This window comes from Novosphingobium soli (genome assembly GCF_042432915.1).
Lineage (GTDB): Bacteria > Pseudomonadota > Alphaproteobacteria > Sphingomonadales > Sphingomonadaceae > Novosphingobium > Novosphingobium soli.
In genome coordinates, this window is record NZ_JBHLWK010000010.1 from 441,480 (window position 1) to 464,130 (window position 22,651).

At 67.6% G+C, this 22,651-nt stretch carries 18 protein-coding genes; 7 read left to right on the plus strand and 11 right to left on the minus strand.

What is annotated here, in order from left to right:
• Positions 1-6: 6 nt before the first annotated feature.
• The 4 genes from ACFFJC_RS08650 to ACFFJC_RS08665 form a co-directional block, all read right to left on the minus strand.
• The gene (locus ACFFJC_RS08650) at positions 7-2,301 is read right to left on the minus strand and encodes a TonB-dependent receptor (RefSeq protein WP_379487088.1); all 2,295 of its coding nucleotides are present in this window, start codon (positions 2,299-2,301) and stop codon (positions 7-9) included.
• A gap of 118 nt (positions 2,302-2,419) precedes the next feature.
• A complete protein-coding gene (locus tag ACFFJC_RS08655) occupies positions 2,420-3,757 on the minus strand; it encodes an aromatic ring-hydroxylating oxygenase subunit alpha (RefSeq protein ID WP_379487089.1) in 1,338 nt (445 codons plus the stop codon).
• Positions 3,758-3,907: 150 nt separating this feature from the next.
• Positions 3,908-4,579 (minus strand): TetR/AcrR family transcriptional regulator, encoded by a 672-nt coding sequence (locus ACFFJC_RS08660; protein WP_379487090.1) that lies wholly within the window; start codon positions 4,577-4,579, stop codon positions 3,908-3,910.
• Positions 4,580-4,776: 197 nt separating this feature from the next.
• The gene (locus ACFFJC_RS08665) at positions 4,777-5,904 is read right to left on the minus strand and encodes an AraC family transcriptional regulator (protein ID WP_379487091.1); all 1,128 of its coding nucleotides are present in this window, start codon (positions 5,902-5,904) and stop codon (positions 4,777-4,779) included.
• A gap of 286 nt (positions 5,905-6,190) precedes the next feature.
• Between ACFFJC_RS08665 and ACFFJC_RS08670 the strand changes: the two genes are divergently transcribed.
• Positions 6,191-8,719 (plus strand): TonB-dependent receptor, encoded by a 2,529-nt coding sequence (locus tag ACFFJC_RS08670; protein ID WP_379487092.1) that lies wholly within the window; start codon positions 6,191-6,193, stop codon positions 8,717-8,719.
• A 77-nt stretch (positions 8,720-8,796) separates the two neighbouring features.
• Here ACFFJC_RS08670 and ACFFJC_RS08675 read toward each other — a convergent pair whose 3' ends face one another.
• The 5 genes from ACFFJC_RS08675 to ACFFJC_RS08695 all read right to left on the minus strand — a co-directional run bounded on the left by ACFFJC_RS08675 (position 8,797) and on the right by ACFFJC_RS08695 (position 13,507).
• The gene (locus ACFFJC_RS08675) at positions 8,797-9,315 is read right to left on the minus strand and encodes a VOC family protein (protein ID WP_379487093.1); all 519 of its coding nucleotides are present in this window, start codon (positions 9,313-9,315) and stop codon (positions 8,797-8,799) included.
• Entirely contained in the window at positions 9,312-10,979 is a 1,668-nt protein-coding gene (locus tag ACFFJC_RS08680; protein WP_379487094.1) for an FAD-dependent oxidoreductase, read from the minus strand. Before ACFFJC_RS08680 ends, ACFFJC_RS08675 begins: the two co-directional genes overlap by 4 nt.
• Before the next feature lie 113 nt (positions 10,980-11,092).
• On the minus strand, positions 11,093-11,872 hold the full coding sequence (locus ACFFJC_RS08685) for an SDR family NAD(P)-dependent oxidoreductase (RefSeq protein ID WP_379487095.1): 780 nt from the start codon (positions 11,870-11,872) through the stop codon (positions 11,093-11,095).
• A gap of 43 nt (positions 11,873-11,915) precedes the next feature.
• On the minus strand, positions 11,916-12,731 hold the full coding sequence (locus tag ACFFJC_RS08690; protein WP_379487096.1) for a glucose 1-dehydrogenase: 816 nt from the start codon (positions 12,729-12,731) through the stop codon (positions 11,916-11,918).
• Positions 12,728-13,507: an SDR family NAD(P)-dependent oxidoreductase gene (locus ACFFJC_RS08695; protein WP_379487097.1), complete on the minus strand. Its 780-nt coding sequence runs from the start codon at positions 13,505-13,507 to the stop codon at positions 12,728-12,730. The genes ACFFJC_RS08690 and ACFFJC_RS08695 overlap by 4 nt, the downstream gene beginning before the upstream one ends.
• Before the next feature lie 153 nt (positions 13,508-13,660).
• On the opposite strand from ACFFJC_RS08695, the gene ACFFJC_RS08700 reads away from it, so the two are divergent.
• Together ACFFJC_RS08700 and ACFFJC_RS08705 are read left to right on the plus strand one after the other, a co-directional pair.
• The gene (locus tag ACFFJC_RS08700) at positions 13,661-15,091 is read left to right on the plus strand and encodes an aromatic ring-hydroxylating oxygenase subunit alpha (protein WP_379487098.1); all 1,431 of its coding nucleotides are present in this window, start codon (positions 13,661-13,663) and stop codon (positions 15,089-15,091) included.
• 4 nt (positions 15,092-15,095) lie between these two features.
• Positions 15,096-15,890, plus strand: coding sequence for a ThuA domain-containing protein (locus ACFFJC_RS08705; RefSeq protein WP_379487099.1), 795 nt, complete (start codon positions 15,096-15,098; stop codon positions 15,888-15,890).
• Positions 15,891-15,967: 77 nt separating this feature from the next.
• Here the strand turns inward: ACFFJC_RS08705 and ACFFJC_RS08710 are convergent, their stop codons facing one another.
• On the minus strand, positions 15,968-17,089 hold the full coding sequence (locus ACFFJC_RS08710; protein ID WP_379487100.1) for an acyl-CoA dehydrogenase family protein: 1,122 nt from the start codon (positions 17,087-17,089) through the stop codon (positions 15,968-15,970).
• A 151-nt stretch (positions 17,090-17,240) separates the two neighbouring features.
• On the opposite strand from ACFFJC_RS08710, the gene ACFFJC_RS08715 reads away from it, so the two are divergent.
• A complete protein-coding gene (locus tag ACFFJC_RS08715; RefSeq protein ID WP_379487101.1) occupies positions 17,241-18,014 on the plus strand; it encodes a helix-turn-helix transcriptional regulator in 774 nt (257 codons plus the stop codon).
• Between the two features lie 55 nt (positions 18,015-18,069).
• Here ACFFJC_RS08715 and ACFFJC_RS08720 read toward each other — a convergent pair whose 3' ends face one another.
• The gene (locus ACFFJC_RS08720) at positions 18,070-19,707 is read right to left on the minus strand and encodes a GMC family oxidoreductase (protein ID WP_379487102.1); all 1,638 of its coding nucleotides are present in this window, start codon (positions 19,705-19,707) and stop codon (positions 18,070-18,072) included.
• A gap of 135 nt (positions 19,708-19,842) precedes the next feature.
• Here ACFFJC_RS08720 and ACFFJC_RS08725 point away from each other — a divergent pair, with 135 nt between their 5' ends.
• From ACFFJC_RS08725 to ACFFJC_RS08735, 3 genes are read left to right on the plus strand one after another with little or no spacing between them, the layout of a single operon-like run.
• Positions 19,843-20,238: a Zn-ribbon domain-containing OB-fold protein gene (locus tag ACFFJC_RS08725; protein WP_379487103.1), complete on the plus strand. Its 396-nt coding sequence runs from the start codon at positions 19,843-19,845 to the stop codon at positions 20,236-20,238.
• Positions 20,235-21,398 (plus strand): thiolase family protein, encoded by a 1,164-nt coding sequence (locus ACFFJC_RS08730; RefSeq protein WP_379487104.1) that lies wholly within the window; start codon positions 20,235-20,237, stop codon positions 21,396-21,398. The genes ACFFJC_RS08725 and ACFFJC_RS08730 overlap by 4 nt, the downstream gene beginning before the upstream one ends.
• A gap of 5 nt (positions 21,399-21,403) precedes the next feature.
• Entirely contained in the window at positions 21,404-22,612 is a 1,209-nt protein-coding gene (locus ACFFJC_RS08735) for an acyl-CoA dehydrogenase family protein (protein ID WP_379487105.1), read from the plus strand.
• The last annotated feature ends 39 nt before the right edge of the window (positions 22,613-22,651 follow it).

Consider the following 22,651-nt stretch of genomic DNA (forward strand, 5'->3'; position numbering starts at 1 on the left):
GCGGGATCAGAACTCGAAGCTCACCGAGCCGCCCCACTGGCGCGGCGGGGCGTAGCCGGCGAGCCCGGCGTAGCCGGGGCTGTCGTACACGGTCGAGAGATAGCGCGAGTCCAGGAGGTTGGTGGCCCAGAGCCCCACCGACCAGGCTGCCGCCTCCGGCTTGTAGGTCAGCGAGGCGTCGACCAGGTGCGTCGGCTGGATCTTCGATCGCGGCGTGTCGAGGATCGCGGTGTAGTACTTGGAGCTGGTGTAGGTGTAGCTCACGTCGCTGACCAGGTCGGCGCCGTGGCCCAGCGGGATCACGAAGTTGGCGCCGAAGCTGGCGTTCCACTTGGGCGCGTTCTGCAGGCGATAGCCCTCGAGGTTGATGACCTCGCCCGAAAGCGGGTCGGTATAGGGGAAGTCCTTGTACTTGGCGTCGAGGTAGGCGAGCGACGCGCGCAGGGTCATGCCGTCCACCGGCACCGCGGTGGTCTCCAGCTCGAAGCCCTTGATCTCGGACTTGCCGGCATTGAGAATGCGGTTGCCCTGGGTCGCGGTGTCGGTGTCGAAGTAGATCTGCGCCACCTGCATGTCGCGGTAGTTGGTGTAGAACGCGGCGAGGTTGATGCGCAGCCGGCGGTCGAGCAGGTCGGCCTTGATGCCCGCCTCGAAGGTATCGACCTTTTCCGGATCGTAGGGGGTGTCGCCGTCCGCGGGCACGCCGACGCGCGCGGTGAAGCCGCCCGACTTGAAGCCGCGCGCCCAGCTTGCGTAGAGCAGCGTGTCGTTGGCGATCTCGTAGTCCGCCCCCAGCTTCCAGCCCACGTTGTTCCAGCTCTTCTCGCCGCCGACGGTGAAGCTGGAGACCACCAGGTTGCCTTCGCCCGTGTAGTTCGAGCCCGCCGGGTCGCCGATGCTGTTGGTGAGGCTGGGCGTCGATTCGGTCTTCTCGTGCGTATAGCGGATGCCGGCCTGCAGCTTGAGGCGGTCGGTGGCCTGCCAGTAGGCCTGCGCGAATCCGGAGATCGAGTAGTTGTCCTGGTCCTGCAGGTTGGTCTGCAGCAGGCCGGGAGCGGCGAACTGCAGGCGGTAGGCCTGGATGTGGTCGTAGTGGTCCTTGAGGTAGAACGCGCCGACCAGCATGTTCAGCGTGTCGCTGACCTCGATGTTGGTGCGCAGCTCCTGGCTGAACTGCCAGCCTTCGGTGCGGCGGTAGGTATCGTTCAGGAACAGCGGCGTGCCGTCCTGGTCGGTGAATTCGCGCAGCGTGAACTTCTTGTAGCCGGTGATCGCGGTCCAGTCGCCCAGCGCGGTGTCGGTCAGGTTCATCGTCAGCGTGCCGGAGTAGGTGTCCATCTTGGAGCTGTCGGGCACCGAATTGTTGGCGCCGTAGAACTTGTCGGGCGCCACGCACATGCCGGACTGGCCGTTCGCCGCGCAGGGGCTGACGTACATGCCTCCGGTGCCCGGCCCCGCCGTGCCCGGCGCCACGTAGAGCGCCTCGCCCGGGCGCGCGCCGTTGATGATGATCGGCGATCCGTTGCGCACGTTGACGTATTCGCCTCGCAGCGTCGCGTCGAAGTTGCCGGCTGGGGTGAAGCGCAAGTAGGCGCGCACCGCGTCGATGTTCTTGCTGCCCATGTCCGAGCCATCGACGACGTTGGTCACCCAGCCCTTGCGCTGGGTGTGGATCCCCGCGACCTTGAGCGAGAGCGTGTCTGCCACCAGCGGCGCCTCGATCGCGCCGGTCAGGTCGAAGCGGTTGTAGTTGCCGTAGACGCCCTTCACGTGGCCGCCGAACTCGCCGGTGGGCTGGGCGGTGACGACGTTGATGACGCCGCCGGTGGTGTTGGCGCCGAACAGTGTGCCCTGCGGCCCGCGCAGCACCTCGATGCGGTCGACGTCGTAGAGGTCGAGCAGCGCGCCCATCGAGAAGAACTGCGGCACCCCGTCGACCACGATCGACACGGTGTTGCCGGCATAGGGATCGGGCTCGATCACGCCGATGCCGCGCACGGTGAAGACGGCGCTCTGCGGGGTGTTGGCGAAGTTGTCGATCTGGACGTTGGGGATCTGGCCCTGCAGCGCCTGGAGCGAGGTGCCCTGCGTGGCGGCCAGCGCCTCGCCGCCGACCGCGGTGATCGAGATCGGCACGTCCTGCAGGTTCTCCGCCCGCTTCTGCGCGGTGACGACGATCTCCTGGATGCCGCCGGACTGCTGCACGTCATCGGGCGCCTCCTGCGCGAGGACGGCGTGCGGCGCGATCAGCGCGGCCGCGCCCAGCGCGAGGCGCGAGCTTGCATGGAGCCAGGTCTTCATGGTCGTTCTCCCAACTTTTGTCGTTATGATGGTCTCGGACGCGACGCGGCGTCGTCCCGGGCCGGGCCCGGGAGCGTGGTGTGTTCGGATCGGGGCGTGCCTTGAGGCCGGAGGCCGGCTAGCGCCGCCCTTCCAGGTAGTCGTTCAGCACCTCGTGGAAGAAGCGCACCCGCGTCTCCTGCGCGGCGAGGTAGGCATCCTCGTACCCGCGCGAGTGCATGCCCTTCTGCTGCCCTTCGGCGAGGAGCATGTCCTGGTAGACGATCTGGTCCCTGATCTCGGGCACCCCGCGGCCGTTGTCGAAGGCGCGGTGCTGCATCTCCGCCTCGCGCAGCGGCTGGGGGCCGGCCATGACCGATTCCACCACCGTCTGCCCTTCCACCGGGAACGCCATGCACCACAGGTCGAAGGTGCACTTGTTCGGGTCCGTGGGGTGCGGCTCGGTGCGGAAGAAGACGAGGTTGTCGGGCAGGAAGCTGATGGTGACGTTGGGGAAGATCACCGTGTGCGGGCTGTCGGTGATCTCCTCGTCGTCCATGTGCTCGTAGTGGACGTAGCCGCGCTCCTTCCACAGGCGCTTCTTGGCGGCCTTGAGGTCGAGCCAGCCCTGCATCGCCTTGGTCTCGAAGTCCGGGTAGGCATCCGGGTCGATGTCCCACTGGCGCAGGATCGCGTCGAAGGGATGATCGACGCCTTCGGGCAGGCGGTCGGACAGCGAGGGGCGCATCGGCTGCACCGTGCGGCCATGCCCGTTCGGCCACATCTCGTGCCGGGCGGTGTCGACGTCCTGATCGATCCACGGCGGCACCTGCGGATGCGCGGTGCGGGTGTGGTAGCTCTCGGAGAAGTTGTCGGTGGCGAACTTCCAGTTGGTGTCGAGGTCGATCTTCATCCAGAACACGCGCACCGCGGTGTCCATCGGATAGTTGCGGTACAGGTCCGGCATCGGCGCGAGATAATCGAGCAGCTCGGGCGCGGCGTCGTCCATCGTGTACCACACGAAGCCGCCCCAGGTGGCGCAGCGCAGCTCCTTGAGCTTCAGCTTGCCGCAGGGGTTGCCCTGGGGAAAGTCCTCCGGGTCCTGCGCCTTCTCCAGCACGCCGTCCTTGCCCCAGACCCAGCCGTGGTAGGGGCACTGGAAGCTGTCCTGCGAGCTGGCGTCCCACACCAGCCGTTGCCCGCGGTGACGGCAGGCGTTGTAGAACGCCTTGATCGACCCGTCCTCCTGCTTCACGCAGAACACCGACTCGTTCATGAAATCGTGCACGACGTAGTCGCCCGGCTCCTCCAGCTCCGCGGTGCGTCCGGCCACGTGCCAGATGCGGGTCCACATGTGGTCCCATTCGCGCTTCATGAACTCCGGCGAGGTGTAGCGATCGCCCGTGATCGGATCGCCCCTGAGGTTCGCGGCGTTGCGGCCGTCGATCATCAGCGCGTCGATGTCCTGCCTTCCCATCTCGTCTCCTTCCCGGGGCCAGGCGCAAGCCCGGGAACGGTCCCTTACGAGCCGCCATCCTCCCGTCTGCGCACGCCGACCTTGGTGGGCCGTGTCGTTGTCGAGAGGCAGGATATCAAAACTGGTCGATCGACCAACCTGTCAAAACGATCAGGACGGCTCGCCCAGGCTCTCCAGCCCGCTGGCGAAGAATCGCAGCGCCGGGCGCGCCATCTCGTCCAGCCGCGCGACCGAGTGGTGGTTGCGGCTGAGGTCGTCGAGGAAGCCGGGATCCTGCACCATGAAGATCAGCGCGGCCTCGATCAGGTAGATGCCGGCGAGCAGGTTGCCCTCGGCGATCTCGGGGCGGTGGCGGCGGATGTGGTCGGTGAGGATCTCGGTCACCGCGCCGAGCTTGGCCAGGATCGGGCGCAGCTCGGGCAGGCGGTAGGCGCTCATCAGGTGCGAGGTCATGACGATGTAGCCGCGCAGCGGATCGTCCTCGCGCGACGCGGCCTGGAGGAAGGGCAGGATGAAGGCGGCGACGATCTCTTCGAGCCCGAAGCGCGGCCCCCGCGCCTGTGCCTGGGCGAAGCTCTCGGCGATCCGGTCGCGCAGGAGCCCCAGCTTGCGGTCAAGCGCGGCGTCGAGGATGAGGTGCTTATTGCCGAAGTGATAGTGGACCAGCCCGATGCGCACGCCGGCCAGCTGCGCGATGTCGCGCAGCGAGGTGCCCAGGTAGCCGTTCTGGGCGAACAGGACCTCCGAGGCGTCGAGGATCTGGTTGCGCGTGGCAAGGCCCTTGGCGGACGCCGGGATGCGCGGCTTCTTCGCTTCTTGCATGGTTCTCCAGATGTCCTCGCGCACGGGCCTTGCGCTCTGCGGCCCGGCGGTCGCGGGACGGCCCGTTCATGCCGCCTGGAGGCGCGGAATTCAACGGCGCGGGCTTCGACAGGCGCAGCCCGGGCGGGTGGAGGGGCAGCAGAAAGGGCAGGGAAGGGGCAGGACTTGGCCTTGCCACGTCTCCACCCCACTTCCGCTCATGCTGAGCTTGTCGAAGCATGCGAACCTCGCGCCCCGCCTCCGGAAGCAGGCCCAGCCTGAGCAGGGGGAAAGGCCATCGACGGGGCTTCTGCCTGCGCTCCGCGCCGCAGCTGGGTGGGAGACCCCCCGAACCAGCGCCGGCAGCTGCGCGAGAAGATCGAGGGCTCCGCGAAGCCAAGCTTGGCCGAGATCTCGCGGAAGTCGAGCGCGGTCTGTTCCAGGTAGTAGCGGGTGAGGCCCTGCCGCACTTCGTCCTTCACCGACTGGAAGTTGCGCCCGCCCGCGCGCAAGCGGCGGTGCAGCGTGCGAGGATGCAGGTTGAGCGCGCGCGCGACCTCGCCGCTCGAGCAGTCCCCGAAAGCGAGGCGGCGCGCGATGACGCCTCTCACTTCCGCCTCGACGGGGGCGTCGCGGCGGGGAAAGGCGCGGGCGATGTGCGCCGCCGCTGCGCCGTGGATCGCCTCGCTCCCGCCGGTGATCGGGCTGTCGAGATCCTCGCTGGCGAAGGTGATCCCGTCCACCGGCTCGCCGAATCGCACCTCGCATCCGAAACGGCGGCGGTAGACCTCAGGCGGGGAGACGGCTTCGTGGCGGAAATGGATCAGGCGCCCGCGGGCCGCGCCACCGGTCATGCCAATCGCCTCGAGGTGCCCGAGGAGGAGGATCTGCTCCATCACCTGCGCGCGGCGCGCGACGTCGCCGGTCAGCAGTTCGTGCGCCACGAAGACGCGGCCTTCCTCCGGCAACGGGCGCAGCCACAGCTTGGCGGCGCTGCTGTGCGCGTCGCTATGGGAGATGGCGAAGCGCAGCGCGCCGCCGAAGGTGCGCGCGCTGCGCATCGCCCGGCCGAGCGGGCCGAGCACCGCGCCGCCCGCCTGGCGGCGCGCCAGCCGCATGCCGAAGTCCGGGCAGCGCAGCAGGCGCGCGGCGGCATCGAGCAGGCGGATCGCCTGCGGGTAGGTCAGGCTGGCGCCGTCGTCCTGGAGCACGTGGGCCGGGACGCCGGCGCATTCCAGCAGGCTCTCGGCGTGGCCGCCCTGCGCGCGCACGCGCTCGGCGAAATGACGCAGCAGCGCCGCGTTGACCCTCTCGAAGCCTTCTGGATGCGCCGCGCCGGATGCCACCCGCCTGTTCCTCTCGCCTGAGGAGGGGTGGCCGACGTTTCGGCTGGTCGTCCCCTCCCGTTGTCGGCCATGGCTGCCGGCATTGTCCGGATCGGTCAAGTCCGGCGCCGGTTCCGGCCGCGTCCCGGCAGGACTATTCATCCGCCGGGGCGGTATTCGCTTTCGCCCGCGCGATGTCGTGCCGCTGATCTTGAAGGAGAGGCCGCGTTGCGACACAGCGTAGAACACTGTTCCCGCCAGTTCGCACTGCAAGCGGGATTCGGGATGATGGGAGAAGGTTAGAACGATGCGCAATCTACGTCTGCGGCTGTTCCTGGTCGCGTCCACCTCGCTGGTGAGCTGTACTCCGGCTCTTGCGCAATCCAACCCGGACGAGATCGTCGTGACTGCCCGCCGCGTCGAGGAACGCCTCCAGGACGTGCCGATCTCCATGACGGTGTTCGACGACACCCAGCTCGACAATCGCAACGTCACTTCGGGCGCGGACCTTGCCACCTACACGCCGTCGCTCTCGGCCAACTCGCGCTACGGCCCCGAGGCGGCGAGCTTCGCGCTGCGCGGCTTCGTGCAGGAGAACTTCACCTCTCCCTCCGTCGCGGTCTACTTCGCGGACGTGATCGGGCCGCGCGCCCAGGGCGGCACGCCGGGCGGCAACGGCGCCGGCGTGGGCCAGTTCTTCGACCTCCAGAACGTCCAGATACTCAAGGGGCCGCAGGGCACCCTGTTCGGCCGCAACACCACCGGCGGCGCGGTCCTGATCGTGCCCCAGCGCCCGAAGGACGAGCTGGGCGGCTATCTCGAGGGGTCCTACGGCAACTTCGACATGTACCGCCTCCAGGGCGTGCTGAACGTGCCGCTGTCCGACACCTTCAAGGTGCGCCTCGGGTTCGAGCGTCACAAGCGTGACGGCTATCTCAAGAACCGCTCGGACATCGGTCCCGACGCGCTGGGCGACGTGAATTACTGGGCCGTGCGCGCGGCGGTCGTCGCGGACCTTACGCCCAACCTCGAGAACTACACGATCGTCCGCTACAGCCACTCGGATTCGAACGGCATCACCGGCAAGGTGACCGTCGCCAACGCGGCAGGATGCGACCAGGGCGTGGATCGCAGCCGCTTCGGCCTGCCCACCGCGGGCACGACCGCCTCGTTCCTGGCCCCGATCGCCTGCGCCCAGGGCATCGCCCGCTCGCGCTCGCAGAACTACGGCTACTGGGACGTCGAGAACGGCAACCCCGATCCGTACCTGAAGATCGACCAGTGGTCGGTCATCAACACCACCACCTGGAACGCCAGCGACACCATCACGATCAAGAACATCGCGAGCTACCAGCAGTTCGCGCAGCGCCAGGCCTTCAACATCGGCGCCGACAACTACGTGATCCCGGCCAGCAACCCGAACCCCGCGTTCCGGGGCCTGCCGTTCACCTGGGTCGGCCTCGCGCCCGATCCGAACCTGCCCAACGTCGAGCAGTACACCGCCACCGAGGAACTGCAGATCCAGGGTCGTTCGAGCGACGGCAAGCTGAACTACGTTCTGGGCGGCTATTACGAGACCAGCGGGCCGCTCAGCCCGTTCCAGGGTTCGTACTCGCCGATCAGCTACACCTCGAACGTCACGGTGGCGCCGGGCGTCACCATTCCGGTGCTGGCGACCATCAGCTGCACCGACCTGCAGGCCCTGCAGTGCCGCGGCGTGGACAGCCTCGGCACGGGTCGCTTCCCGGGCCTCGTGCAGAACTCGCTGACCCGCTACGACTACGAGAACATCGGCTTCTTCGCGCAGGGTACCTACAACCTGACGGACCAGCTCTCGGTCACCGGCGGCATCCGCTACACGATCGACAAGGTGACGGGTGAAGGTGCCACGCGGCAGATCTTCTTCTACGCGCCGAACACGCCGACCTTCACCTGCGCCGCCTATCCGACCCGCTCGGCCGTCAATCCCGAGAACTGCCTGACGCAGATCAAGCAGAAGTCGGAGAAGCCCACCTGGCTGATCGACATCGACTACAAGCCGATCCCCGACGTGCTGCTCTACGCCAAGTACTCGCGCGGCTATCGCCAGGGCAACGTGAACGCCTCGAACACCGTCCCGGTCGCCTGGGGTCCGGAAAAGGTCGACGCCTACGAAATCGGCGCCAAGACCTCGTTCCGCGGCACCGTCAGCGGCTACTTCAACGTCGCGGCCTTCTACAACGACTTCTCCGACCAGCAGCTGGCGGCCAACCTGGTTCCGGACCCCAGCATCCCCAACAACACGAACTCGCCGGCGCAGGCGATCGTCAATGCGGGCAAGTCGAAGATCCAGGGCGTCGAGATCGACGCTGCGATCAACGCCTATGGCGCGGGCGTCTCGGTCGGCTATGCCTACCTCGACACCGAGCTGAAGTCGTACAGCCCGCCCGTGTTCGCCGGCTACCTGCCGCCGACGACCGGTGCGCTGGTGGGCGGCGCGCTGCCGCAGTCGCCCAAGCATCGCATCACCATCACGCCCTCGTACACGCTGCCGCTGGACGAGAGCCTGGGCCAGGTGACGATCGCGGCGACCTACACCTACACCGCCAAGCAGGTCGCATCGAACGACACCCCGCTGGGCATCCTGCCCTCGTCGAACCTGTGGAACCTCAACCTCAACTGGAACTCGATCGGCGGCAGCCCGGTCGACCTGGCCGGCTTCGTCACCAACCTGACGAACGAGAAGTACCCCATCTTCGTGGGCAACAGCTGGCTGTCCACCGGCACCGAGAGCCTGATCCTCGGCCAGCCGCGGATGTACGGCGTGCGCCTCAAGGTGCGCTTCGGCGGCGAATGACGCTGTGGGGGCGGGCACCATGGGTGCTCGCCCCCTTCGCGGCGCTGACGGCGCGCTAACCGCGCGCTAATGCCGCGCTATCGGGACGCTATCGGCAGGATGTCGGGCGTCTCGTGGATCTCCAGGATCTCGAACACGTTGCCGAAGAAGTCGCGGCAGTAGGTGCCGGCATAGCCGTGCTTCACCCCTTGCGCGTCCACCGTGATCGCCTCCAGGGCCGGCGGAGCATGCACCGGCAGCCCCGCCGCCACGATCCGCCGATGGACTTCGGCCACGTCCTCCACCTGCAGCGCCATGTGGGTGTAGCCGTATTCGTTGACCCCGCGATGGCGGTCCAGCGCCTTCTGGCGCGGCGCATCGTACTGGAAAACCTCGATTTGCACATTGCCGAGCCGGCAGAAGAACTGCTGCGCCGCACTGCCCTCCAGGCCGACGATTTCGTCGATGAAGGGATTGTCCGCCCAGCTCAGCGGCGCCACCTCCTCGACGGCGCCGAGCACGTCGATGTAGAACGCGCGCGCCTTGGCAAGGTCGGGCACCGAGACGCCGATGTGGTGGACGCCCAGGATCCCGGGCAGGCGCTCGCAGGCACTCACGCCCCCGCTTCCGCCGCGCTCTGCACCCCCACATTGCGCTGCGCCGCATGCTTTCCCGCCAGGTAGCCGAACACCATGCCCGGCCCCAGCGTGCCGCCGCCTCCGCCGTAGGTCATGCCCATCATCGAGCCCATCGCGTTGCCCGCGGCATAGAGTCCCGCGATCGGCGCGCCATCGACGTCGAGCACGCGGGCCAGCGTGTCGGTCTTCGGCCCGCCCTTGGTCCCGAGCGCGCCGGACTTGACCTCGGCCGCGTACCAGGGCCCGCCCTCCAGCTTGCCGAGCGTGGCCTCCTTCTTCCCCTTGTGCTCCGGATCGCCCCAGTAGAGGTCGTAGTAGCTCTCGCCGCGGCCGAAATCCTCGTCCTTGCCGCTCTCGACCATCGCGTTCCAGCGCGCCACCGTCTCCTCCAGCGCTCCCGCCGGGATGCCGAGCTTGGCACCGAGTTCGTCCAGCGTGTCGCCGCGCGCGATCCAGTCGGCCGGAACCTTCTTGTGCGCGCCGGCGTCCGCGGTGCCGATGAGCTGCGCGTCGAGGAAGCCCCACTTGTCGTAGAACGCCTGGTTGAACAGGCACCAGGCCGGGAGGTTGGCCCAGGAGCACGAATTGAGGTCCTGCACGTGGAACGCTGCCCCGAAGGCGTTGTAGTTCGCAGCCTCGTTGGTGAAGCGCTTGCCGGTGCGGTTGACCATGATCGTGCCGGGCAGGGTGCGTTCGCCGGTGAACAGCATGCGGCCCATGGGGTTGAGCGGCGCCTCGACCACCGGCATCCACCATGCCTCGCGCATCGAGGACAGCATCGCGCCGGCCTTCATCGCCATGCGCAGGCCATCGCCCGTGTTGGTCGGGATCGACACCGGAGAGGTGAGCGGGCCGCGCAGGAAGGCGGCCTTGAAGGCATCGTTGTGCTCGAATCCGCCGGTCGAGAGGACCACGTTGGTCGTGGCCACCACGCTGCCGTCGTCGAGCTGAACGCCGGTCACCGCGCCGTTCTCGATCACCAGTTCCTTGCCTCCGGTGCCGAGCAGGAACTCCACGCCGCGGTCCAGGCAGCCGCGCAGCAGGCGGCCGACGAGGGCATGGCCGAGCCCGCGCTCGTCGTTTTCGGCACGGCGCCGGGCCTCTTCGGCGGGCAGCGGGTCGGGCACCGCCTGCGCCAGCGAAGTCTCGCCTACGGTGAAGTAGACGTGAGGCCAGTAGTAGGGCGAGACTTCCACCTTGTCGCGCCACTCGCCGAGCTCGCCATAGGGGTAGACGGCGCATTCCAGCGTACGGCCGCCGCGGCTGGCCGCGCCGGGTTGCTCGGGATGATAGTCGGGGAAGTGCGGTACGACCATGAACTGGACGGGCGTACGTTCCTCCAGGAAGGAGACCATTTCGACGCCGCCGTCGATATACGCCTCGGCCATCTCCGGCGCGATCAGTCCGTTGGACATCGATTCGAGATACGTCAGCGCCTTCTCGCGGCTGTCCTCCTTGCCGAATTCCTTCTGGTGCGGATTGCAGGGGATCCAGATCTGGCCCCCGGACCAGGCGGACGTGCCGCCGAGCTTTTCGCCTTTCTCGACGACGAGAACCCGCGCTCCGTGTTCCGCAGCGGTGAGGGCGGCGGTCATTCCCGCGGCGCCCGAGCCGAGTACGACGAGATCGTAGCCTTCGTGCATGTTCCTGATCCTCTCCCTGCGGTCGCTTGTTCGCGATCCGCTTGTGTCGCAGCCTACCGCCACCGCGCGGCCGCGAGCCACTGATGCAAGTGGCAGGGCGGCCGGCGTTCCCGTCAGATCTGGCTGAAGCCTCCGTCCATCACCAGCTCGTCGCAGGTCATGAAGCTCGACGCGCTGGAGGCGAGGAAGACCACGCCCCCGGCCATCTCCTCCGCCCGGCCGAGGCGGCCGATCGGGTGGTTGATGTTGACCCCGGCTTCGGCCGCCTCGCGCGAGGGCGCGGCGCCGAGTTCGACGTAGCGGTCCATGATCGAAGAGAGCATCGGCGTCTCGATTCCGCCCGGATGCACGGAGTTGACGCGGATGTTGTACTTCAGCGCGGCGAACTCCGCGCCGAGGCACTTGCTGAGCATCATTATGGCCGCCTTGCTGACGCAATAGGCTGCGTTGAATGCCGCCCCGCGCAGCCCGCCGATGCTGGAGAAGTTGATGACCGAGGCACCCGAAGGCCGGGCCTTGCCGCCCTCCCTCAGCAGGTCGAGCAGGATCTGGGTGCCGATGATCGCGGAGTCCACGTTGACCGCGTTGACCTTGTGGAACTCGGCGAGCGAGGTTTCCTCGAACTTCGTGACGATGGAATAGCCGGCGTTGTTCACAAGGGCGTCGAGCCGGCCGTACTTCTCGCGCACCAGCGCTTCCACCGCGCGCCAGTCGGCCTCGCTGGTAACGTCGTGGCGCAGGTAGTGGTCGGCGCCCTCGATCTCGGCGCTCTCCTTGAGGTCTGTGGCGATAACGGTCGCGCCGGCCGCCTTCATGGCCTTCACGACCTCGCGGCCGATGCCGCCTGCGGCTCCGGTGACGACGGCGATCACGTCAGGAAGGGCTATGGTCATCGATGTCTCCAAGTTTGATGTTCTGCCCCTGCAGCGGGACGCATCACTGCGCAGTCCAACCGCCGTCCACCACGAGCTCCGCACCGGTCATGTACGAGCTGTCCGACGAGGCGAGGAAGAACACCGCGCTGGCCAGTTCCGACGGATCGGCCAGGCGACCGATCGGCGTTTTGCTGGACATGAGGTCGACGAGGTCCTGCGCCTTGGCCGCGACACCCTTGTCCACCCAGCGCTGGAAGCCTTCCTGGAGCAGCGGCGTGACGACGAAACCGGGGTGCAGCGAGTTTGCGCGGATCGGCATCTTCTTTTCGGCGAACTCGAGCGCGATCGACTTGGTGAACAGCCGCACCGCGCCCTTGCTGGCGTTGTAGCCCGACACCTCGCTCATGCCGACGAGACCCATGATCGAGCTGACGTTGATGATCGACGCGCCGCCCTTCACCTCGCCGCCGCTCGCCTCCATGAGCGGGACGAACGTGCGGGTGCCGAGGAACACGCCGTCGACGTTGATCGCCATGATCTTGCGCCATCCCTCGAGCGAGGTCGTGGCGACCGGGCCGGTCAGGTCGATGCCCGCATTGTTGACGAGGACGTGGAGCTTGCCGTGCCGCTCCGTCACGGCCGCGAGCACCGTGTTCCAGTGGTCCTCGCTGGTCACGTCGGCCTGGACGTAGCTGGCGGCCTGCCCCAGCCGGGCCAGCGTTTCGGCCGCATCGTCGGGCGAGGAAAGGTCGGTCAACACCACTTCGGCGCCCTCGGCCAGGAAACGCTCGACACAGGCGAGGCCGATGCCACGGAGGCCGCCCGAGACCAGAGCGACGCGGCCCTTCAGGCGCTGCGAGCCGAGATCCTCGATCATACGCCGTTCATCCCCGCGGTGGATGCCCCGTCCATGGTGAACTCGCTGCCCGAGCAGAACCGCGCCTCGTCGCTGGAGAGCCACGCCACCATGCCTGCCACTTCCTCGACGGAGGCCATCCGCCCCAGCGGCGACAGGCCTTCGTATGCGCCGCGCGTGGCGGCCGGATCGGGGGACTTGTCGATCAGGTTGACGATCAACGCGGTCTCGACGACGCCCGGCAGGACCGCGTTGATTCGGATGCGGTACTTGCGGTTGCCGGCATGCACCGCCGCCGACTTGACGAGCGCGATCACGGCGGACTTGGAGACCGAGTAGGCGACGAAGTTGCCCATCGCCCGATGCGCGTTCATCGAGGAGTTGACCACGATCGATCCGGTCGGCCCATCCGGGTTGCGGGCCATGGCGCGCATCGCATGCTGCACGGTGAGCATCACGCCGGTGAGATTGACGCCGATGACATTGTTCCAGCCTTCCAGGGCGATGTCCTCGATGCTGCCGTCGCCGCTTTCGGTGCCGGCGTTGGCAAAGGCGATATCGAGGCGGCCGTACGTATCCAGGATATGCGCCATCAGTCCGTCCCATGCGGCCGCGTCGGTCACGTCGTGGCGGACGAACTCGGCGCCGGTGGCGGCACAGACCGCATCGGCGGCCACCTGGTTGGAGCCGGTGAAAATGACCCGGGCGCCTTCGGCGCACAGGCGCTCTACCGTGCCGGCGCCGATGCCGGAGGTTCCTCCGGTGACCAGCGCCACCTTGCCTTCAAGCCGCGTCACGGCACTCTCCCATTCGCTTGGCCCCTGCCTTGCGGCGAACATGACCGATCCGCGAGGCTCCACAACCTATGACTTGAGCAAGGTGACTCTCCAACCGCCAGCGTCCAGACATGTCCCCAAACAGGGAAACTGTGCTTGGGAGACTGATTACCGATGGCCGACCGTGACCCCGACCTCGCCGTGAAGCTGGGCGAAGACCGCAGCGAGGGCATCAGCTGGGCCGAGCTCATGGCGCAGGATTCGCGTCAGCCGCCCGCCATCCTGACGGAGGAAAGCTACACCTACCGTGGCTCCGACCCGATCCCCGCCGAGCGCTACATCAGCGAGGAATTCGCCCAGCTCGAGCGCGAGCGGATGTGGCCCTACGTCTGGCAGTTCGTGGCCCGCGAGGAGGACCTGCCGGAGCCTGGCGACTACATCGTCTACGAGAACGCAGGGCGCTCCTACCTTGTCAGCCGGCAGGACGACGGCTCCATTCGCGCGATGCACAACGTCTGCCTGCACCGCGGCCGCAAGCTGCGGCTGGAGGAAGGCACGGCCGACAAGTTCGTCTGCCCGTTCCACGGCTTCGCCTGGAAGAAGGACGGCAGCTTCGATTCCATGCCTTGCCAGTGGGACTTCCCGCACCTCTCCGAGCAGAACCTCGATCTTCCGGAAGCCGAGATCGGCCGCTGGGCGGGCTATGTCTTCCTGCGCGAGGAGAAGGGCGGGCCGAGCCTGGAGGAATTCCTCGCTCCCTTGCCCGAGCACTTCAAGCGCTGGCGGCACGAGGAATGCGCCAGCGTGATGCGCGTCGCCAAGGAAGTGCCGGCGAACTGGAAGGTGGTGATGGAGGCCTTCATGGAGGCCTGGCACACCATCGTCACCCACCCGCAGCTGCTGCCCTTCACCGGCGACTCCAACGCGGCCTACTGGACCTGGGGCGACAACGTGAACGTCAACCTGGTGCCCTTCGGCGTGATGAGCCCGCACATCCAGGAGAGCCAGGGCGAGCAGTGGATCGTCGACGAGTTCATCCGGTACAACGGTCGTTCCGGCGACAACTACGAGGGCGAGGCCTCGGCCAACCCCATGGCGATCCAGGTGCCGGAAGGCGTCACTGCGCGCGCCGCGCTGGGTGCCGCCATGCGCCAGGCCTATACCGAGAGCACCGGCTACGACCACTCCGATGCGACCGATGCCGAGCTGCTGGATGCGCTGGTCTACAACGTGTTCCCCAACTTCGCGCCCTGGGGCGGCTATATGCCGAACATCGTCTACAACTGGCTGCCTGGGAAGACACCCGACACCTGCATTATGGAAGTGCGCATCCTGGCGCGCATCCCCAAGGGCCAGCCGATCCCGCGCGGCGCGCCGCTGAAGATGCTGCGGCTGGACCAGAAATGGACCGAGGCGCCGGAGCTAGGCATCCTGGGCGACGTGTTCGAGCAGGACATGGACAACTTGCCGTATGTCCAGCAGGGGCTGCACGCCTCGAAGACCGGCCAGGTCAACCTCGGCAACTATCAGGAGATCCGCATCCGCCAGTTTCAGGACACGCTGATGAAGTACATCAACGGCGAGCTCGGCGGCGCGAAGGCCTGACCCCGTGAGCGAGACGGAAAAGACGGCGCGCCCGCCGCGCATAGACTGCGTCCTCGTCTGCGGGGGCGTGTGGCACGACATGGATTTCGCCAGGCTGGAACTGCTCAAGCTCCTGGCCGAGGATCCCGCCGTGCGCACCCGCGTCTTCGAGGATTACGAGAACCTGGAAGCGCTGCGGCAGGCGGACATCCTGATCACCTACACCTGCGACGTCACGCCATCGCTGGCGGCGCAGGAGGTTCTGCGGGAGTGGCTGGCCGCCGGCGGACGCTGGTATGCGCTGCACGGCACGAACTCGGTGCTGCGCCTGCTTTCGGAGGGACCCGACAAGGGCCTGTGGGACGCACCGCGCTGGGCGCCGCTGTTCATGGACATGCTCGGCTCGCAATTCATCTCGCACCCGCCGATCGCGCCCTACACGGTGACGGTCGCGGATCATGCGCACCCGCTCGTCGCGGGAATCGCGCCGTTCGAGACCACGGACGAACTCTATCACCTGGAGACGCACGGTGACCTTCACGTCCTGCTGGAGACGGAGTGCACCGAACCCGGCACCGGGTTCGTGGAGGCGGCCGATGCGCCCGGCACGCATCCCGTCATGTACCTCAAGGACCATGGGCGCGGCGCCGTGCTCTACAACACCCTGGGGCACTGCCGCGGCCACTACGACCTCCAGCCGATGCTCGACTGGTGGCCAACGGTGGACCGCTGCGCGTGGGACCTGCCGGTGTTCTACGACCTGCTGCGCCGCGGGATCGCGTGGTTGAAGCAGCGGAACCCTGCGGCCAACGCAGGGTGAGCAGGGGCAGGGGGAGCGCCGCCCACCCTGCGCTCGTCGCAGGGTGGGCGAGCTTGGCTTTTGTCAGGCGGTCCAGATCAGTTCAGTAGCCCGGCATAGCGATCGAGCGCCGCCAGCGGGCCTTCGGGCCAGCGTGAGAGCACGAGGAGGCGCTTGTGCCCGCCGCCGATGGCGAGCTCGTCGGTGACCCCCATGCCGCCGTGGAACTGGATCATCTCGTGGCCGAGCTCGACCGAGGCTTCGGCGATGAACGCGCGCGCGCCGTAAACGGCCTGAGCGAAGCCCTCGCTGCCCCATGAGACGAGCGCCAGGTTCAGCAGCGCGCGGCTCTGCTCGATCGCTGCATATTGCGCGACCATGCGATGCTGCACGGCCTGGAACGAACCGAGTGCGGCGCCGAACTGGTCGCGCGTGCGCAAGTAGTCGATGGTCTCGGCGAAGATGCGCTCCATGATCCCGAGAGCTTCTGCACTGCGGGCGAGGGCCGCGAGTTGGCTGGTCTCCGCGATGGCGGCGAGCCCGTCTTCCCCGAGCCGGTGGGTGGCGGAGACGCGTGCGCCGTCGAGCTCGAGGGCCGTGGCGACGCTGCCGTCGGCCATGTGCCAGTCGTGCGTGGACGCGCCGGGAGTCCCGGCAGGAACCAGGAACAGGCCGACGCCGCTTGCATCCCCCGGCGCGCCCGAGAGCCGCGCCGAGACGACGTAGCCGTCGGCCCCGCCTCCGGCCGCGCAGTAAGGCTTGGTGCCCGTGAGCTTCCAGCCCTCGCCATCCGGCACCGCTGAAGTCTCCACCCAGGCCAGCCCGTCGCGGGCGCGCGCCTCGGCATGGGCCAGGGCAAGTCGCTTTTCGCCCGTCATGATCGCATCAAGCCAGGCATCGCGGAGCGCGTCGGAAGCGGTCAGCGCGAAGAGGCGGCCCGCCATCACCACGGCCTCTGCCAGCGGCTCCACGACGAGCCCGCGGCCAAGCGCCTCGAACACCGTGGCGATGCCGGTGGCGTCGAGGCCGAGCCCGCCCATCGTTTCGGGGAACGGCGCAGCGATCAGGCCAAGCTCGCCCAGCAGCTCCCAGTTGGACCGGGAGAACCCGGTGGGCTCGGCCAGGAAGCCTCGGCGGCTGTCGTGATCGTAGTGGTCGGTGACGAAGCGCTCGGTCAAGGCCTTGAGCATTTCCTCGTCTTCGCTGAGGTCGAAATTCACACGTCCGCTCCCGGTTGTGACTTCGTCCTACCATCAAGGCCGCGCCCGATACCGCTGGGCAAAAGACTAGTCACATAATCGCGCTAATCCGGAGGTGCGGCGATTGTGCCCCCGGATTCACATGGCTAAGACAGTCGGTGAGAGGATACCCATGCAACTGCTGTCACAGGAAAACATCGACGCCGTCCGCGTGAAGTCTCCGGAAGGGATCCGGGCCGCGGCCGAGGCGCTCCATCGTATCGCCATGGATTGCGGCATGCGCGTCGCACCCGCGCACGACATCGCCGACAAGCGCACGCCGGTCGACGCGGAGGGCAAGATGCTGGCGACGGAAGTGTTCGGCTGGGGCGATGACGACAGGGTCTGGTGGCGCAATTCGCGCATCGCTCTCGACAGCCCTTTGACCACGGCCTGCCGTTTCGAAAGCCAGCCCTTCTGGGCCAACGCCCAGGGCTTCCGGACCCGCGAGCCCAACGCCTATCTGGCGTCGATCGACATCACCAACTTCGAACAGCGTGCGATGACCCGCGGGGCGATCGGCGTTCCGGTGCATCTGCCTTTCGGCCAGATCGGCGCGGTCAGCTTCAACCCGCTCGACCGGGAGAAGACCGACCTCTCCGAGGAGTTCGACCGCTATTCGGATGCGTTCGGTCTCTACGCCCGCACCTTCATCGCGACTTACGTGCAGGTGATGGGCTCCACCCAGGCGCTGCCGCCGGAATCGCGTCTCTCCAAGCGCGAGGTGGAGTGCCTGCGCTGGGCCGCGATCGGCAAGACCGACCTCGAGATCAGCATGATCATGTCGCGCAGCCGGGCCACGGTGCGCTTCCACATCCACAACGCCGCGACCAAGCTCAACGCGGTGAACCGCAGTCAGACCGTCTTCAAGGCAGCCCAGCTCGGCTACATCTCGTTGCAGAACTGAGAGGGCTTCCCCGGCTCCCTTCCCGCGGGAATGTCGGGTCGTGCCGGAGACCGGTTCAAGGTCCGGCCCGATCCTCTAGCATCAGCTTGGCGCCCCGCAGCCCCACGGCCATGGCGGGCGCATTGGTGTTGCCCGTGACGTGCCAGGGCATCACCGAGCAGTCCGCCACGCGCACGCCCTGGACCCCGTTCACGCGCAGGCGCGGATCGACCACCGCCTCGGCGTCGCTACCCATGCGGCACGAGCGGATCGCGTGGAGGCCGCAGCTCGACAGGCGGCGGAACATCGCGAGGATGTCGGCGTCGCTCTGCACCTGCGCGCCCGGCACCAGCTCCTCGCCCACCATCGTGGCCAGCGGCCCGGCGCGCACGTAGTCGCGCATGGACCGCACCAGTGCGATCGCGGAGCGCTGGTCGTGCTCGGTGGTGAGGAAGTTGTGCAGGATCTCCGGAGCATCGGCCGCCTTCGGGCCGGCCGCGCGTACGCTGCTTTCGCTCGTCAGGCGCAGGAGCTGCCCGTAGATCGTCACCCCGGGCTTGGGATCTATCCTGTCGAGTGGAACCGGGTCCTTGTCGTCCCCGACCTGGAAGGTGTAGCCGCCGAGGTAGAACTGCGCGTCGGTGCGCCCGTCCGGGTGGGCGACGTTGCAGAAGGCACCAATCTCGAATGGCCCCGTCGCCAGCACCCCGTCGCCGCGCACGAGGTAACGCAGCATTGCCAGAGCGGCGCCGATGCCGAAGAAGCTCCGGTTCGTTCCCTTCCCCCGATCGAGCCGGAACGGCATCGACAGGGACAGGTGTTCGATCATCCGCTCGCCCACGTCGGGTGAATGCGCCACGAGAGGAATGCCGACGCGTCCAAGCCGGCCGGAATCGCCGATGCCGGAGCGTTGCAGCAGGAGCGGGCTTTCCATGGCACCCGCGCTGACGACGATCTCTCCCGCGAGTGCGAAGCGCTCCGGCCGCCCCCCGACCGTGGCTTCCAGCGCGACGGCACGCGTGCCTTCGAACACGATCCGCTCGGCAAGCGCGCCGGTTATCACCGTGACGTTCGGCCGCGTCCGGGCGGCAGCGAGATAGGTGCGGGCCGAGGAATCGCGCCGGCCGTTGCGGATGTTGTGGCTGTAGTAGCCGACACGCGGCCCCGTCGCGGCATTGAGATCATTCACGCGCCGCAGGCCCTGCGCCTCTCCGGCCTCGATCATGCGCTCTGCCAGCGGGTACTTGAAGCAGGCGGGATCGATGCGCACGAGCCCTCCCGTTCCACGCATCGGGGAAGGGCCGGCCTTGTGGTCCTCCAGTTCCAGAAAGGCGGCGGTCATGCTCGCGCCGTTCCAACCGGTCGCCCCGGCCTCGCGCTCCCAGGCGTCGTAGTCGGCGGGCTCGCCGCGGCTCCAGATCATGCCGTTGATCGAGGACGAGCCGCCCAGGCCCTTGCCGCGTATCCACACCTCGCCCGCGCCGGGTTCGTTGGCGCCCGGGTCGCGCGGCTGGGCGACGTGGTAGGCCCACATGTGCTCCGGCTTCTTGACCAGCTTGGCGACGCCCTTGGGCAAGGTCACCCAGAAGCTGTCGTTCTCTCCGCCGGCCTCCAGGACGAGCACCTGCGAGCGGCCGTCGGCGCTCAGCCGTTCGGCCATGACACAGCCTGCCGAGCCGGCGCCGACGATGATGTAGTCCCATTGCTTCGACATTGTTCGTCTCTCCCGCGACGGGGGTCGCACGAACTAGCCCAATGACTACCCTAGCGTTTTGATGAGTCACAAAGGGGGCGTGCGCAGGCCTACACCGAACCCATGACCGGATCTCACAACCGGGGCGGGAGCAAGATGCGAGCGATAGCTGAAGGCCTGTTCACCGACGAGACGCCCCCGCGGCTGATCGGCGGAAGGGACCGGGAGACCGGTCGCATCGTCTTTCCCTGCCCGTCGACGGCGACCCACGAAGCCGTACCGCTTTCGCGTGAGGGAACCTTGTGGTCGTACACCGTGCAGCGGTATCGCCCCAAGAGCCCACCTTATGCCGGTCCCGACGCGTTCCGGCCGTGGATCGTCGCCTATGTCGAGCTTCACGGCGAGGTGATCGTCGAGGCGCGGCTGGACGACGTGGCTCCCGACGAGGCGCAGATCGGCATGCCCGTGCGTTTCGCACCGGCGCCGCTCGACCCGGCGGACCCGGATAGCCCGCACATTCCCGCCTTCGTTGCCCTGGGAGAGCCTGCATGAGCGGCGACGTGTGCATCGTCGGCATCGGCATCCATCCGTTCGGACGCACCGATGGCCTCTCCGGGGTCGATCAGGGCGTCTTCGCGGTCCGGCAGGCGCTGGCCGACGCGGGGGTGGAGTGGCCGGAGGTCCAGTTCGCCTACGGCGCTTCCGATGCGGCCGGCAACCCTGACACGATGGTCGACAGACTCGGGCTCACGGGCGTTCAGTTCATCAACGTGCGCAACGGTTGTGCGGCGGGCGGATCGGCGCTGTTCTCGGGCCAGATGGCGATCAAGTCGGGCGAGTTCGACCTTGGAATCGCGGTCGGCTTCGACAAGCATCCGCGCGGCGCCTTCAACGCGCTGCCAAGCGAATACAACCTGCCTGACTGGTACGGCGAGGTCGGCCAGATGGTCACGACGCAGTTCTTCGCGGCCAAGATCATGCGCTACATGCAGATGTTCGGGATTTCTCAGCACTCGCTGGGCCGAGTGGCGGAGAAGGCCTTCCGCAACGCCGCCCACGCGCCCCACGCGTGGCGGCGGCAGCCGGTCTCGCTGGAAGAGATCCTGGAGGCGCCCTTGGTGAGCGATCCCTACACCAAGTACATGTTCTGCTCGCCCGCCGAGGGCGGCGTCGCGCTTGTGCTTGCCAGCGAGAAGAAGGCGCGTGAACTGGGCAAGCCGCTGATCCGCCTCAAGGCCGCGACCATGCGCACGCGTCCGCCCCACAGCTTCGAGGTCTTCGCGCCCTCGATCGACGTGGTGGAGGACGATAGCGTCCCCCGCGGCACCGCGTCGCGCATCGCTTCGGCGGATGCCTTCCGCCTTGCAGGGATTGGGCCCGGCGACATCGACGTGGCGCAGCTGCAGGATACGGAGGCCGGCGCCGAGATCATGCACATGGCCGAGAACGGCTTTTGTGCCGATGGTGAGCAGGAGCAGTGGCTCGCCGAGGGCAGGACCGAAATCGGCGGTGCTCTGCCGGTCAACACCGACGGCGGCTGCCTCGCCTGCGGAGAGCCGATCGGCGCATCGGGCCTTCGCCAGGTCTACGAAAACGTCGTGCAACTGCGGGGGGACGGCGGTGGTCGGCAGGTCCCGGGAGACCCGAGGACGGCTTACAGCCACGTCTATGGCGCTCCGGGCGTCTCCGCCGTCACCATTCTGGAACGCTGAAGCGAATGGATATCGAACTTTCCCCCGAAGACCAGGCCTTCCGCGAGGAGGTGCGCCGCTTCCTGCGCGAGAACCTGCCCGACGAGGTCAAGGCCGGGGCGGCGGCGACGCCCTCCGTCTTCGTCGAGCCCGAGATCGGGCAGGCCTGGAATGCCGTGCTGAACGCGAAGGGCTGGCTGGGATACCAGTGGCCGGTCGAGCACGGCGGCACCGGATGGAGCCCGCTTCGGCGCTACCTGTTCGAGAAGGAGTGCGCCGCGGCGGGGGCACCCAATCTGACCGTGCTGGGCCTCAAGTTGCTGGCGCCGGTGATCTGGACCTTCGGGACAGACGCGCAGAAGGCCGAGATCCTGCCGCGCATCCTCTCGGGCGAGGACTATTGGTGCCAGGGCTTCTCGGAGCCGGGCGCGGGCTCGGACCTCGCCAGCCTGAAGACCAGGGCAGTGCGGCGCGGCGACAGCTACGTCGTTTCGGGATCCAAGATCTGGACCACTCACGCGCACCACGCCAATCGCATGTTCACGCTGGTGCGCACCAACACCGAGGTGAAGAAGCAGGCGGGCATCTCGTTCCTGTTGATCGACCTGGCGAGCCCCGGCGTGTCGGTTCGGCCGATCCTCACCAACGCCGGTGACCACGAGGTCAACCAGGTCTTCCTCGACAATGTGGAAGTGCCTGCGGAGAACCTCGTCGGCAGCGAAGGGGAGGGGTGGACGATTGCCAAGTTCCTGCTGGAGAACGAACGCGGCGGATCGTGCCACGCTCCCAAGCTCGCCTATGACCTGGACCAGATCGAGGCGGCCGCGAAGTCCGAAGGCGACGGCAAGGGGGGCGCGCTGTCCGACCAGGTCGACTGGCGGCGCCGAGTGGCCAAGGCACGCCTGTCGGTGAATGCGCTAGACATGATCGAGCTGCGCATCGTCTCCGAGATCGCCAAGGGCCGCAAGCCCGGCCCGCAGACCTCGCTGACCAAGCTGCTCGCCTCGAACCTGCGGCAGGAGATCGACCTGCTGGCGGTCGATCTCTACGGCCTCGCGGGACTGCAACTGGAGACGACGCGCCCGCTCTACGGCGACAACGCGCCGCCGGGTATCCACTCCAAGCCTGCGCAGGTGGCCTCGGCGCGCTACCTCAACAGCCGGGCCTGGACGATCTTCGGCGGCACCAACGAAGTCCAGAGCACGATCATCGCCAAGTCGGTGCTGGGCCTGTGAGGGCGGCAATGCTCTCGCTCGGCGTGCCGCCACTGTCCC